A 14,724-nucleotide genomic window follows, 5' to 3' on the forward strand; every position below is an offset into this window, starting at 1 on the left:
CAGGAACTCCGTATGAGCATTTATCAAACTGAACTGGTTACACTGGATGGTGAGAAAACGGCGCTGTCCTCCTGGCAGGGACAGGTGCTGCTGGTGGTCAACGTGGCCTCTAAATGCGGCTTAACCCCACAATATGAAGCGCTGGAAAATATTCATAAAGCCTGGCATGAGCAGGGCTTCAGCGTGCTGGGTTTCCCCTGCAACCAGTTTCTGGAGCAGGAGCCAGGCAGTAGCGAAGAAATCAAAACGTTTTGCAGCACGACCTACGGTGTGACGTTTCCTATGTTCGAAAAGTGTGAGGTCAATGGTGAGCATCGTCATCCGCTTTATGCACAGCTGGTCGCGGCGAAACCCGAGGCCGTGCGTCCGGAAGAGAGTGGTTTTTATGAGCGCATGGTCAGCAAAGGACGGGCTCCCAAAGCGCCGGGCGATATTCTGTGGAACTTCGAAAAATTCCTGATAGGGCGTGATGGCAGCGTTATTCAGCGTTTCTCACCGGACATGTCGCCAGAAGATCCCATTATTCTGGAAACGATCAAACAGGCGCTGGCAAAGTAAGTGTTGCTTAGCCTGGAAAATGCAGCCATCCCCGGACGGCTGCAACCGGTGAGCGGCACGATGCAGGCCGGGCAACGGGTGCATCTGGTGGGGCCGAATGGCGCAGGGAAGAGCACACTGCTGTCAGCCCTGGCGGGATTGGAACCCTTCACCGGCCGCGCCACGCTACTGAATACCGCCCTCGCCAGTTGGACAGGCCCGGCGCTGGCCAGCGTGCGCAGCTGGCTGCCTCAGCAACAGCTTCCTCCGGGGCAGATGCCGGTTTACCACTATCTGCGGCTGCATCTTTCGTCTTCCACCTCGCCAGATGAAGCCCGGCTCGCCACGATACTGTCGCGGTTGCAGTTGGATGATAAATTAGCCTGGCCATTGACCCAGCTCTCCGGTGGTGAGTGGCAGCGGGTGCGGCTTGGCGCGGTAATGATGCAAATCGATCCGCAGATCAACGCCAGAGGGCAATTACTGATCCTGGATGAGCCCATGACGGCGCTGGATGTTGCTCAACAAAAAGCGGTGGACGATCTGATTAGTGAACTCTGTGCCGCAGGAGTTTGCGTTGTCGCCAGCAGTCACGATCTTAACCATAGCTTATGGTATGCCAATCAGGTCTGGCTGTTACATCAGGGCCAGGTGGTGTTGCAGGGCGAGCCTGCGGATGTCCTTCGGCCAGAACAGCTTTCGCCCCTGTACGGCATTCCGTTTCGTCAGCTCATCTTAGAAGGTCGGCCTCTGCTGACCGTTTTGCCCTGAGACTTGCCACCTGGCGCGCTTTGCCGCTACATTAATCCCGTTACTCTTTATTAAGGATGAGCTGTGATGCGCATGGGGTTGCTGTTATTCGTTTTATTGCTGGTGGGCTGTAGCCATCATGCACCGCCCATTAACAGTCGCCTCTCTGACTCCATCACCGTGATAGCGCAACTCAGAGATCAACTGGGAAGCTGGCGGGGCACGCCTTACCGTTATGGTGGCATGAGCCGCGGCGGGGTGGACTGTTCAGGCTTTGTCTACCTGACGTTTCGCGACAGGTTTGATCTGCAACTTCCCCGCACCACTTCCGCACAAAGCGATATTGGCACCCGCATCAGCAAAGACGATCTCTTGCCCGGTGATCTGGTGTTCTTCAAAACGGGGAGTGGTGAAAATGGCCTGCATGTGGGCATTTATGACACGGATAACGCTTTCATCCATGCGTCCACCAGTCAGGGCGTAATCCGCTCTTCGCTGGATAATGTCTACTGGCGGAAGGTCTTTTGGCAGGCGCGCCGCATCTAATTTCTCCGCTGGAAAACCAGTGGATTTGTGCGGATTAAATCAGAAAAAAAACGGACCTGGAAAAATATTCTTAATTCGGATTTAACCGGTTCGTTTTATTTATAACACCGGACCTAAGAATGTTTTTCACGGTTAACAGAATTGTTCCTGGAATTATTTGGCTTAAAGTTTATTTTTTTAGCCTAACGGTAATGAAGCGATAAAAATATCCATCTCATCAGTCCTTTGCTACTATTGCCAGTATGTTTTTAATCATATACGATGCACTATCGCCACATATTCTGGCTGTAAAATGAAAATTCACCTGTCTGCCGACTACCAGTCGGAAATTTGGTTTTATGCCGCCTGTTCTCAGGAAGGGCACTTAACCGCCATTGAGCTGGCTACGCAGTTCGTGCACGAGAGTGCGCCGATCACGTTGCCGCAGGATGTTCTGTTGCCTCAGCTTGATGAGACACAGCGCCTGCGCCTGCTGCAGCGCCAGATCTCGCTGCTGGAAAAACACCAGACGTTTTTTGAAACCCATCACCTGCTGGCTTTTATGCCTGTCGATGAGGGCATGGCGAACACCATTCTCGAGAGTGAGTTTCTGACGCGCAAAATAAAACAGCTTCCTTTTATAATGCTGGATATCAGCGAAACGTTTCTCTCGCTGAATTTGGGAAAAAATAACCCATTAATCGCCGCGTTAAATCGTGAGTTTAAATTGTCTCTGTCCCATTTTGGCGCAGGGAAATCCTCCACGACAGCCGTTTACGATAATCTGTTTAGCTGTATCAGACTGGATAAACACTTTATTCACTCACTGTCTAAACGTGCTTCTTTTTTACCATTTATGCAGAGCATCATCGATAATTTCCGCAGCCATTGCGATCGGATGATTATTTGTGGTGTGGATGATGAAATTTTACTGGATAAAGTTAGCCAGCTCAGTAACGTCCACCTCCAGGGCGCGCTGTTTCCAGTGGTTAAATCAGACGCCTTTGAGACGTTAATCTACTCTGAGCAATTCCTGCACACTCCCTGATACTCGCACGCCTGCCGCCTGTCCAATCCTGGTCATCAACGCTACACTGTGGGTTTTATCACACGATACCCGGTGTCGTTGGGAGAATTGATGATCTTTGATAACAGCTGGTTTCGTGAGCTTCCTGGCAGCTATACCGCGTTAAACCCTACGCCACTTGCGGGCGGCCGACTGCTGTATCACAACGCGCCGCTGGCGAAGGCAATGGCACTGGACAGCGCATTGTTTTCCGGGCAGGGCCATGGCGTGTGGTATGGTGCCGCGTTATTACCCGGCATGGCACCGCTGGCCCAGGTCTACAGTGGGCATCAGTTCGGCGTCTGGGCCGGTCAGTTGGGGGATGGCCGCGGTATTCTGCTGGGCGAGCAGCGGCTGGAAGACGGTCGCAGGCTCGACTGGCACCTGAAAGGCGCCGGGCTAACGCCTTATTCGCGGATGGGCGACGGTCGTGCCGTTGTACGCTCCACGGTGCGTGAATTTCTCGCCTCTGAAGCGCTGCATCATTTAGGCATTCCCACCACGCGCGCACTCACCCTTGCCGTTAGCGACGAGCCCGTTTACCGCGAGACCGCCGAACGTGGCGCGATGCTGATGCGTATTGCACCGAGTCACCTGCGCTTTGGGCATTTCGAACACTTTTTTTACAGCCAGCAGCCGGAACAGGTCAAACAGCTGGCAGACTATGCCATTCGCCACCACTGGCCGCAGCTGGTGGATGAGGCCGATCGTTATCAGCTGTGGTTTGCCGATATCGTGCTGCGCACTGCGCGACTGATCGCCCAGTGGCAAAGCGTGGGCTTCGCTCATGGCGTAATGAATACCGACAACATGTCGATCCTCGGCCTGACCCTCGATTACGGTCCCTATGGTTTTCTGGATGACTATCAGCCGGATTATATCTGCAATCACAGCGATTATCAGGGCCGCTACAGCTTCGAGAATCAGCCCATGATTGGCTTATGGAACCTCAACCGACTGGCCCATGCGTTATCGGGGTTAATGAGTACCGAACAGCTCAAACAGGCCTTAAGCGGCTATGAGAATGCGCTTATGCGCGTCTGGGGAGAGCGGATGCGGGCGAAGCTGGGCCTGCTGACGGCCGATGCCGGGGATAATGAGATTCTTACCGAATTACTCAGCTTAATGAGTCAGGAACGCAGCGACTATACGCTCACGTTCCGTCTGTTAAGTGATACGCAGCAGGCGGAGAGCCGTTCGCCACTGCGGGATGAATTTATCGATCGTTCTGCTTTTGATCGCTGGTATCAGCGCTACCGTCAACGCCTGCTGCAGGAGCAGGTTGGCGATGCCGAACGGCAGCAGGTGATGAAAGCCGCCAATCCAGCCGTGGTGCTGCGTAACTACCTTGCTCAACAGGTGATAGACGAGGCGGAGAAGGGAGAGAGCGGCGCGTTGGCGCGTTTACATCAGGCGCTTCAGCAGCCTTTTAGTGACGCGGCGGCCGCTGAATATCGTCAACGGCCACCGGACTGGGGCAAGACACTGGAGGTCAGCTGCTCAAGCTGATTTACAGACGGTGAGAAACCGCCTCAGCTAACAGCGCAAGGACCTCTTCGCTGTCCTGCCAGCTGAGGCAGGGATCGGTGATCGACTGACCGTAAGTCAGGGGTTCACCGCTCACCACTTTTTGATTGCCTTCCTCAATAAAACTTTCAATCATTACCCCGGCAACGGCGCGAGAGCCGCTTTTAATCTGCCCGGAGACGTCCAGTGCAACATCGCGCTGACGGCGATGCTGCTTGAGGCAGTTGCCGTGGCTGAAATCAATCACCAACTGCTGCGGCAGACCAAACTCAGCTAAACAGGCAGCGGCTTCGGCAACGTCGCCTGCATGATAATTAGGCTGTTTGCCGCCACGCAGAATCACATGGCCGTGCGGATTCCCGCTGGTCTGGTAAATCGTCATCTGACCTTGTTTGTCGGGCGACAGAAACATATGGCTGGCACGGGATGCACGAATGGCATCCACGGCAATGCGGACGTTTCCATCTGTTCCGTTTTTAAAACCGACCGGGCAGGAGAGCGCCGAGGCCATTTCACGATGGATCTGGCTTTCGGTGGTCCGGGCGCCAATTGCCCCCCAGCTAATCAGATCGGCAATAAACTGGCCGATCACCATATCCAGGAATTCGGTGGCGGTCGGTAAACCCAACGCATTGATATCAATCAGTAGCTTGCGGGCGATGCTGATGCCGCGATTAACATCAAAGCTGCCGTCCAGATCAGGATCGGAAATCAGGCCTTTCCAGCCCACAACCGTGCGTGGTTTTTCGAAATAGGTGCGCATCACGATTTCCAGCCGATCCTGATAACGCTCACGCAGGGCGACCAAACGCTGAGCGTAGTCCAGCGCGGCGACCGGGTCATGCAGCGAACAGGGGCCAATCACCACCAGCAGACGGGGATCTTCTCCGGTCAGAATGCGGGCAATGCGCTTGCGTGCGGCGGTGATGTTATCGGCCATGGTAGTCGAAAGCGGGTGTTCAGCTGCCAGACTGGCAGGGGAAATCAGGCTGCCAATGCGCGCGGTGCGCAGTTCATCAGTTTTGTTCATGGTGTTCTCTAAGCTTTTTCTTCGCAGCGGTGAAATACCGGGAAGTGATGATGGTCACAATAAACCATTAACCTGCGAATTCAAGCGACAACATGATAATGAAAGTCAAAATGACGGCAGCGGGACGTTACAGCGCCGCCGTCGGCAATTGACTAATACATGCGGCGCGTCAGGCCCATGATATCGAGGATTTTCGTCGCAATCTCTTCCACAGAGTAGTTGGTACTGTTGAGGTAGCGAATCTGGTGAGTGCGAAACAGCGCTTCAACTTCACCCACTTCCAGCCGACACTGGCGCATAGAGGCATAGCGGGTATTTTCTGCGCGCTCCTGACGAATGGCCGCCAGGCGTTCCGGATCGATCGTCAGGCCAAACAGCTTGTGCTGATGCTGACGCAGGGCGGGAGGCAATTTCAGATTATCCATGTCGTCGGCGATAAACGGATAGTTAGCAGCACGGATACCGAACTGCATGGCAAGATACAGGCTGGTGGGTGTTTTGCCGCAGCGCGAAACGCCTAACAGGATCACCTGCGCATCCTCCAGGCCGCGCAACGAGATGCCGTCATCATGCGCCAGCGTGTAATCGATTGCCGCAATACGGGCGTCGTATTTGCCGAGATTGCTGGCATCAAGCCCGTGGGTGCGGTGCGCAACCGGTGCCGGTGACAACCCCAACTCCTGCTGAAGCGGCGCGACCAGTGCCTGCACAATGTCCTGGCAGAAGCCTTCGCTCTGCACAATGATGTCACGGACTTCAGGCGTAACGATGGAAAAAAACACCAGTGGGCGCACGCCGCTTTGCTGATAAAGCGCATTGATTTGCGCCTTAACGGCCTGCGCACGCTGGACGTTTTCAACAAACGGCAGGGTCACGCTCGTGGTGTTAACCGGAAACTGAGATAACACGGCATGGCCTAATACTTCGGCTGTAATTGCTGTCCCGTCGGAAATGTAGAAAACGCTTCTGTCGGTGGTCATAAGTCGTGCCTCGGGCAGGGAAGTCGTAAAAACAAGTGAGATAATATAAGCATGCCTTCAGGGGCAAGTGTAGTCTGGGGCATCGTTTCCCTCTCGCTTTTGCATCATGACGTCACCTGTTCACTCTTTTTTGCGCCATCAACACCGCCTCAGGTGACAGACAACGCCTGTGTTTGTTGCGCAACAAAAACGCCGCATAACAGGCAGTAAAAAAAATAATGAGCTAATTATCAGCGTATTAGCAAAAAATAAGGGCCTTGCGCAACGCTGAAAAAAACCAGGCGCAATTCTGAAACTGTGTATGAGAATCTGCTTTAACGATTCAACAGATCGTGTTTAATCAGACGTTATGCCAGGCTGGATTTGTTAATAGCAGGATTTTCCATGTGCCCATTCATTAATAAAGGATCAGTTCAATGTCCAATAAAGGCGAACAGCCGTTAGTACTTTGGTACAACCAGCTTGGCATGCATGATGTTGATCGGGTGGGAGGCAAAAATGCTTCTCTGGGTGAGATGATTACCAATTTGTCATCTCTGGGCGTCTCCGTTCCCAACGGTTTTGCGACCACCTCCTGGGCCTTTAATCAGTTTCTTGAGCAGAGCGGTCTGAACCAGCGTATTTATGCTTTGCTGGATGACACCAATATTGATGATGTGGATCAACTGGCGAAGGCGGGTAAGCAGATACGCCAGTGGGTAGTCGAAACCCCGTTCCAGCCTGAACTGGAAGCCGCGATTCTTTCGGCCTATGAGCAGCTCTCTGCCGACGATGCTGAGGCATCCTTCGCCGTGCGCTCATCCGCCACCGCCGAAGATATGCCTGACGCGTCCTTTGCCGGCCAGCAGGAAACTTTCCTGAACGTGCAGGGCATCGAGTCAGTCATGGTGGCAGTGAAACACGTTTATGCCTCACTGTTTAACGATCGCGCCATCTCCTATCGCGTCCATCAGGGTTACGACCATCGCGGCGTGGCGCTGTCGGCGGGAATTCAGCGCATGGTGCGATCCGATCTGGCGTCCTCAGGGGTCATGTTCACCATTGATACCGAATCGGGCTTTGATCAGGTGGTGTTCATTACCGCCGCGTTGGGCCTGGGTGAAATGGTGGTACAGGGCGCGGTGAACCCGGACGAGTTTTATGTGCACAAGCCGACGCTGGCCGCGAAACGTCCCGCTATCGTTCGCCGCAACATGGGCTCGAAAAAGGTGCGGATGGTTTACGCCGACTCGCGTGAACATGGCGAGCAGGTGCGCATCGAAGATGTGGCGGAAGCCGAGCGCGATCGTTTCTGTCTGAGCGATGCCGAAGTGGAGGCGTTGGCCCATCAGGCGGTACTGATTGAGCAACACTACAAGCGCCCGATGGATATTGAGTGGGCCAAAGACGGCCACACCGGGAAGTTATTTATTGTCCAGGCGCGCCCTGAAACCGTGCGTTCCAACGGTCAGGTCATGGAGCGTTACAGCCTGCAGGGACAGGGCAAGGTGGTGATTGAAGGCCGTGCGATTGGTCACCGCATCGGCGCCGGTACCGTCAAGGTCATTCACGATATCAGCGAAATGAACCGCATCGAAAAAGGTGACGTGCTGGTGACCGATATGACCGATCCCGACTGGGAACCGATCATGAAAAAAGCCTCCGCCATTGTGACGAACCGCGGCGGCCGTACCTGCCATGCCGCGATTATCGCGCGTGAGCTGGGCATCCCGGCGGTGGTTGGCTGTGGCGATGCCACCGAGCGGCTGAAAGAGGGACATACCGTTACCGTATCCTGTGCTGAAGGCGATACCGGCTATGTCTACGATGAACTGCTCGACTTCGACGTCACCAGTTCGCAGGTTGATACCATGCCGGACCTGCCGCTTAAAATCATGATGAACGTGGGCAACCCGGATCGCGCGTTCGATTTCGCCTGTTTGCCAAACGAAGGGGTTGGTCTGGCGCGGCTGGAATTTATTATCAACCGCATGATCGGCGTGCATCCAAAAGCGTTGCTGGAGTTCGATCAGCAAACCCCTGAACTGCAGAAGCAGATTCGTCAGATGATGAAAGGTTTTGACGATCCGGTTGAGTTTTACATCGCCCGTCTGACCGAAGGGATCGCCACGCTGGGCGCGGCGTTCGCGCCGAAGCGCGTTATTGTCCGCCTGTCGGATTTTAAAACGAACGAATATGCCAATCTGGTGGGTGGAGAACGTTACGAACCCGAAGAGGAAAACCCGATGCTGGGGTTCCGTGGCGCAGGCCGCTATGTCTCCGAGAGTTTCCGCGACTGTTTCGCGCTGGAGTGCGAAGCGGTGAAGCGCGTACGCAACGAGATGGGGCTGACCAACGTGGAAATCATGGTGCCCTTTGTGCGTACGGTCGATCAGGCTCAGGCGGTGGTAGAGGAATTGGGTCGCCAGGGACTGAAGCGCGGCGAGAACGGGCTCAAGGTCATTATGATGTGTGAAATCCCCTCGAATGCCCTGCTGGCCGAGCAGTTTTTACAACACTTTGACGGTTTCTCCATCGGCTCTAATGATATGACTCAGCTGGCGCTGGGGCTGGATCGCGACTCCGGCGTGGTATCGGCCTTGTTTGATGAGCGTAATGAGGCGGTCAAAGCGCTGCTGTCCATGGCGATTCAGGCGGCGAAAAAACAGGGCAAATACGTAGGAATATGCGGTCAGGGGCCGTCAGATCATCAGGATTTCGCGGCCTGGTTGATGGAGCAGGGCATCGACAGTCTGTCTCTGAATCCGGACACCGTGGTGGAAACCTGGTTAAGCCTGGCGGCGCTAAACAAACCCGCCTGAGGTGATGGATAACCTCCGATGCCAGAAGGCCAGCGCAAGCTGGCTTTTTTTTTGCTTTTTGACAGGCAAAAAAAAGCCCATCACAGGGGATGGGCAAAGACTACACACAGCAATTCTTTACGCTACTCAGGGGAAATTAGGGCGTTTAGAAATCAGTAACTTGATTTCCAACATAGGAAACATGGTATTCACACGGCTCGCTGGCGTCTTTAAGAATCCTCTTATTAGTTTAAAGGAAATAATATTTTGACGGCTAGGGAGAGCGTTTCGGACCGTTATTATGTTTAGAAAGTAATCATTTTAAGGCGGGAGAGGGGCTAAAGGCGTAAAACATGCGTTTTATCTTAAAGTACGCTAATGAAAAAAAGGCTGGCGATATCTTAATCAGCCAGCCCACTTAACGAGTACTAATCATATAAAAGGAGGGATCAGGGCTTTTGCTCCGGTGATTCACTTACCACGCTTAGCGGATCGGCCTGCGGCGCAGGCACTTCATGCATCCAGACAGAGACCAGTCGGTAAGAGACAGCCAGCACAACCGGCCCGATAAACAGGCCGATCATACCAAACGCGATTAATCCCCCGATAACGCCGGACAGAATCAGAATCAGCGGCAGATCGGCGCCCATACGAATCAGCACCGGCCGCAAAATATTGTCCAGCGTGCCCACAACACAGCTCCAGATCAGCAGTACCGTGCCCCAGGTGGTGTCTCCACTCCAGTAGAGATAAACAATCGCGGGCACCAGCACCAGCAGCGGGCCGATCTGCACCAGGCAGCAGAGGATCATCAATACGGTCAGCAAGGTGGCGTAGGGGATACCGGAAACGGCTAACCCGATACCGCCCAGTACGCCCTGCACCAACGCAGTGACGACAACGCCCAGCGCCACCGCGCGTACTGCCTGTCCGGCCAGCAATACGGCAGCATCACCGCGTCGGCCAGCCATGCGCCAGGCAAAATGCCGGATGCCCTGTGCCGCCTGCTCACCGCGCCAGTAGAGAAGGACGCTGAACAACAGCATCACGGCCAGGTGAATCATAAAACGGCCAAAGTGCCCGGCCTGCGCCACAAAAAAACCGGTGGTACGGCCAACATAAGGTTGTAACTTCGCCATGATCGCTGCGCCGCCGCCCGCCACCAGTTTCTGGTAACTGGCATACAGTTTCTCACCCACCATGGGAATATCGTTGAGCCAGCTCAGAGTGGGTAACATATGTCCCTGAGTCGCCCAGGCGATGACCGGTGCGCTGTTATCTATCAGGCTGTTAACCAGCAGGGCAACCGGGATGATAAACAGCAGGAGCAGCAGGATAGTCATCACAATGACCGCCAGCGAACGCCGCCCCCACAGCAGGCGCTGTATCTTCAGCATCAGGGGCCAGGTGGCAATAACCACCATGCTTGCCCAGGCGAAGCCCAATATGAATGGCTGGACAACCCACAAGCACGCGGCGATCAGGAGTAAAATAAAAATCAGGGTAAATAACATCTGGGGAAGATCAATCTGCCGTTCCAGGCTTTTCATCTTGTGCGTTACCTCATTGGAATTCGTCAACTCAGGGGATGACGCTGCCCCGTAATCATGGGCTATTTCAGGGCGTTTAAACAGGCTTGTAAAGAAAAGGTTTCAGCCCTTCCTGAAAAAACGACAGCGCGGTGGGAAATGTGATAAAACTGAGGATTAAAGCAAGATACAGACGCAAACCTACACAACATCTTTGGTCACATACTCCATGATCCCACAGATTTCTCAGGCACCGGGTCTTATCCAGCGGGTGCTGACGTTTCTTGAAACCCTCAAAGCGCAGGGTTTCACCGGCGATACCGCCACCAGCTACGCCGACAGACTTTCGCTTTCAACCGATAACAGCATCTATCAACTCCTGCCCGATGCGGTGCTTTTCCCGCGCTCGACGGCAGACGTGGCACTGATAGCCCGACTGGCGGGTGAAGCGGCGTTCTCCAGTCTGGTCTTCACCCCGCGCGGTGGCGGCACCGGGACCAACGGTCAGTCGCTCAATCAAGGCATCATTGTGGATATGTCGCGCCACATGAACCGCATCCTGGAAATCAATACCGAACAACGCTGGGTGCGCGTCGAGGCTGGGGTAGTCAAAGATCAACTTAATGCGTACCTGAAACCTTTTGGTTTCTTCTTTTCACCGGAGCTCTCCACCAGTAACCGCGCCACCCTGGGCGGCATGATTAACACGGATGCATCCGGTCAGGGCTCGCTGGTCTACGGTAAAACCTCTGACCATGTTTTAGGGCTCAGGGCCGTGCTGCTCGGCGGCGATATTCTGGATACCCGACCGGTGCCTACCGCGCTGGCTGAAAATCTGGCGCAAACGCCCACGCCTGAAGGCCGAATTTATCAGCAGGTGCTCACCCGCTGCCGTGAGCATCGCGAACTGATTCTGGAGAAGTTTCCTAAGCTCAACCGCTTCCTGACCGGTTACGACCTGCGCCACGTGTTTAGCGATGACATGCAGACCTTTGACCTGACGCGGCTGCTGTGTGGTGCAGAGGGAACGCTGGCGTTTATCAGCGAAGCTCGTCTGGATATCACGCCGCTGCCCAAAGTCCGGCGCGTGGTTAATATTAAATATGACGCCTTCGATTCTGCGCTTCGCAATGCCCCCCTGATGGTCGAGGCGCAGGCGCTGTCGGTGGAAACGGTTGACTCGAAAGTGCTCAATCTGGCACGGGAAGATATTGTCTGGCACTCCGTGCGCGAGCTGATTACGGCTATCCCGGATAAAGAAATGTTAGGGCTGAATATCGTTGAGTTTGCCGGGGATGATGCCGGGCAAATCGATCGGCAGATCACACAGCTTTGCGCCCGTCTGGATACGTTGATGACGCAGCAGCAGGGCGGGGTGATCGGCTATCAACTCTGTGACGATCTGGACGGTATTGAACGCATCTATAACATGCGTAAAAAGGCGGTGGGCTTACTCGGTAATGCCAAAGGCCGTGCCAAACCGATCCCCTTTGTTGAAGATACCGCCGTTCCACCTGAACACCTTGCCGACTATATTGTTGAGTTTCGCGCGCTTCTGGACAGCCATGGTCTGAGTTATGGCATGTTCGGTCACGTGGACGCCGGCGTGCTGCATGTCCGTCCGGCCCTGGATATGTGCGATCCCCATCAGGAAATGATGATGAAGCAAATTTCCGATGAGGTGGTTGCCTTAACTGCACGCTATGGTGGCCTGCTGTGGGGAGAACATGGCAAGGGATTCCGCGCGCAGTACAGTCCGGCCTTTTTTGGCGAAACGCTGTTTAACGAGCTGCGCCGCATTAAAGCGGCCTTCGATCCCCACAATCGTCTCAATCCCGGTAAGATTTGTACGCCTTTCGATAGCGAGGCGGCGATGATGCAGGTAGATGCGACGAAACGGGGCAGCTACGATCGTCAGATCCCCCTTCAGGTACGAGAAACCTGGCGCGGTGCGCTTGAGTGCAACGGTAACGGATTGTGCTTTAACTTCGATGCCCGCAGTCCGATGTGCCCGTCAATGAAAATCACCCGTAACCGCATTCACTCGCCGAAGGGGCGCGCGACCTTAACGCGGGAATGGCTTCGGTTGCTGGCAGAGCAGGGCGCCGATCCGGTGATGCTGGAGAAAAAGCTGCCGGAAAGTTCCCTGTCGCTTCGCGCGCTGATAAGCAGAATGCGCAATACCTGGTATGCCAATAAAGGGGAATATGATTTTTCGCATGAGGTGAAAGAGGCGATGTCCGGCTGCCTGGCCTGTAAAGCCTGCTCGACCCAGTGCCCCATAAAAATTGACGTTCCGGCCTTCCGCTCGCGTTTTTTACAGCTTTACCATACACGCTATTTGCGCCCGCTCAGCGACCATCTGGTGGCAGGCGTAGAAAGCTACGCGCCCCTGATGGCGAAAGCACCGGGGGTGTTTAACTTTTTCCTGAAACAGCCCTGGGCGACCTCATTCAGTAAGACACACATTGGCATGGTCGACCTGCCTTTATTGTCCTCGCCTACGCTCAAGCAGCAGTTGAGTGGTCATCCGGCGATGAATATGACGCTGGAGCAGCTCGAAGCGCTCAGTGAAACACAGCGAGCCCAAAAAGTGCTGGTGGTGCAGGATCCCTTTACCAGTTTCTATGAAGCCAAACTGGTACATGATTTTATCCGACTGATTGAGAAACTGGGATACCAGCCCGTTCTGCTGCCGTTCTCACCCAACGGCAAAGCGCAGCATGTGAAAGGCTTTTTGCAACGCTTTGCGCGTACGGCCAGTAAAACAGCCGATTTCCTGAATCGCGTGGCAAAGCTGGGCATGCCGATGGTGGGGATCGATCCGGCAACGGTGCTCTGTTACCGCGATGAGTATCACCAGATGTTGGGCGAGGCCCGTGGCGATTTCAACGTGCTTCTGGTACATGAGTGGCTCCATCAGGCGCTGCAGGAACGTGAGGTGCAGGTCACCAGCGGAGAAGCATGGTATCTGTTTGCTCACTGTACCGAGGTGACCGCTCTGCCGGGCACGCCCGGTCAGTGGCAGGCGATCTTCTCACGCTTCGGCGCAAAGCTCGAAAATATCAATGTGGGCTGTTGCGGCATGGCCGGCACGTACGGTCATGAGAGCCAGAACCTGGAGAACTCCCTGGGAATTTATGCGCTGTCATGGCATCCGCAATTGCAGAAACTGCCGCGCCAGCGCTGCCTGGCAACCGGTTTTTCCTGCCGCAGTCAGGTCAAACGCGTGGAGGGCAACGGCATGCGTCATCCTCTTCAGGCACTGCTTGAGTTAATCTGAAAAGGTGAGGCGACGCCGGACGCAGGTTGGATTAGAATATCCAGCCTGCGTGCCTGACGAATTCACTCTGCAATACGGTGGCTTGTTCCCATTCACCGGTTATCGCGAGTTGATGACACAGCTGAGTCAGGGAGAGTCGCGCCAACTGGTAAGCCTGGATGCGAAACAGCCGGTCACGATCCGGGTTTTGCATCTCCTCGACCAGCCGGTGGTGAAGTTTGCCCATGGCATGCAGATAACTCAGGTCATCGCCGTTCAACTGGCAGATCTCTGCCATGTCTAAACAGGTATCGTTAAACTGACGCAGTTGCTGAATCGTACATTCAGCCCGGTTGAGTTTGGCCTGTGCCAGGTAAAAATCAACGGTGAGATCGCGAACCGAAAAACGGTATTCATCGAGTTTATGTTGAAGCCAGGCTGAAACCGATAACGACATAACGCGCCTCAATGTTGAATGATAATAATTATCATATTCAACTGAAGCGGGAATGCAATTCCCCGGCAAGAAATTTTTTTCGATTTATCTCACCTGTCGGTATAATCGGAAATAACAATCTGTTTACATGCCAGAAAGGCGTAACCTATCAATACAGGCATTATCGTAAAGGTGCCATTTAAAAATTTACGATTTATTAACAGGTTACAGAACCCGAATTCAGTGGACGCTCGCCGATGCAAGCCTGGCTGCAGCGACTATGCTTAAGAAATGAGCTGTAA

General features: G+C 54.2%; 11 protein-coding genes and 1 other RNA gene. 7 read left to right on the forward strand and 5 right to left on the reverse strand.

Going from position 1 to position 14,724, the window contains the following annotated elements; genetic code table 11:
- The first annotated feature begins 12 nt into the window (after positions 1 to 12).
- The 5 genes from EL29_RS06090 (at position 13) to EL29_RS06110 (ending at position 4,387) form a co-directional block, all read left to right on the forward strand.
- A complete protein-coding gene (locus EL29_RS06090; protein WP_013025582.1) occupies positions 13 to 558 on the forward strand; it encodes a glutathione peroxidase in 546 nt (181 codons plus the stop codon).
- Complete coding sequence (btuD, locus tag EL29_RS06095; protein WP_028715076.1) at positions 559 to 1,308, forward strand: vitamin B12 ABC transporter ATP-binding protein BtuD; 750 nt, start codon at positions 559 to 561, stop codon at positions 1,306 to 1,308.
- 66 nt (positions 1,309 to 1,374) lie between these two features.
- Positions 1,375 to 1,833, forward strand: coding sequence for an NlpC/P60 family protein (locus EL29_RS06100; RefSeq protein WP_014605964.1), 459 nt, complete (start codon positions 1,375 to 1,377; stop codon positions 1,831 to 1,833).
- A 292-nt stretch (positions 1,834 to 2,125) separates the two neighbouring features.
- Entirely contained in the window at positions 2,126 to 2,860 is a 735-nt protein-coding gene (locus EL29_RS06105) for an EAL domain-containing protein (RefSeq protein WP_014605963.1), read from the forward strand.
- 90 nt (positions 2,861 to 2,950) lie between these two features.
- Positions 2,951 to 4,387 (forward strand): protein adenylyltransferase SelO, encoded by a 1,437-nt coding sequence (locus EL29_RS06110; protein WP_022622477.1) that lies wholly within the window; start codon positions 2,951 to 2,953, stop codon positions 4,385 to 4,387.
- Between the two features lies 1 nt (position 4,388).
- Here EL29_RS06110 and EL29_RS06115 read toward each other — a convergent pair whose 3' ends face one another.
- Together EL29_RS06115 and ppsR are read right to left on the reverse strand one after the other, a co-directional pair.
- Positions 4,389 to 5,435: a 3-deoxy-7-phosphoheptulonate synthase gene (locus tag EL29_RS06115; RefSeq protein WP_013025587.1), complete on the reverse strand. Its 1,047-nt coding sequence runs from the start codon at positions 5,433 to 5,435 to the stop codon at positions 4,389 to 4,391.
- Between the two features lie 152 nt (positions 5,436 to 5,587).
- Positions 5,588 to 6,415 (reverse strand): phosphoenolpyruvate synthetase regulatory kinase/phosphorylase PpsR, encoded by an 828-nt coding sequence (gene ppsR / locus EL29_RS06120; protein WP_013025588.1) that lies wholly within the window; start codon positions 6,413 to 6,415, stop codon positions 5,588 to 5,590.
- A 416-nt stretch (positions 6,416 to 6,831) separates the two neighbouring features.
- Between ppsR and ppsA the strand changes: the two genes are divergently transcribed.
- Positions 6,832 to 9,216, forward strand: a complete 2,385-nt coding sequence (gene ppsA, locus EL29_RS06125) for a phosphoenolpyruvate synthase (RefSeq protein WP_013025589.1) — start codon at positions 6,832 to 6,834, stop codon at positions 9,214 to 9,216.
- Between the two features lie 65 nt (positions 9,217 to 9,281).
- On the opposite strand, the gene rprA is transcribed toward ppsA, so the two are convergent.
- Positions 9,282 to 9,390, reverse strand: an RNA gene (gene rprA, locus EL29_RS06130) — antisense sRNA RprA.
- Positions 9,391 to 9,644: 254 nt separating this feature from the next.
- Positions 9,645 to 10,745 (reverse strand): AI-2E family transporter YdiK, encoded by a 1,101-nt coding sequence (gene ydiK, locus EL29_RS06135; protein ID WP_014605961.1) that lies wholly within the window; start codon positions 10,743 to 10,745, stop codon positions 9,645 to 9,647.
- 208 nt (positions 10,746 to 10,953) lie between these two features.
- Between ydiK and ydiJ the strand changes: the two genes are divergently transcribed.
- Positions 10,954 to 14,007, forward strand: coding sequence for a D-2-hydroxyglutarate dehydrogenase YdiJ (gene ydiJ / locus EL29_RS06140; RefSeq protein ID WP_019105315.1), 3,054 nt, complete (start codon positions 10,954 to 10,956; stop codon positions 14,005 to 14,007).
- A gap of 31 nt (positions 14,008 to 14,038) precedes the next feature.
- On the opposite strand, the gene EL29_RS06145 is transcribed toward ydiJ, so the two are convergent.
- Entirely contained in the window at positions 14,039 to 14,443 is a 405-nt protein-coding gene (locus tag EL29_RS06145; protein ID WP_019105314.1) for a hypothetical protein, read from the reverse strand.
- Positions 14,444 to 14,724: the final 281 nt, after the last annotated feature.

The organism is Pantoea ananatis LMG 2665 (assembly GCF_000710035.2).
GTDB lineage: Bacteria > Pseudomonadota > Gammaproteobacteria > Enterobacterales > Enterobacteriaceae > Pantoea > Pantoea ananatis.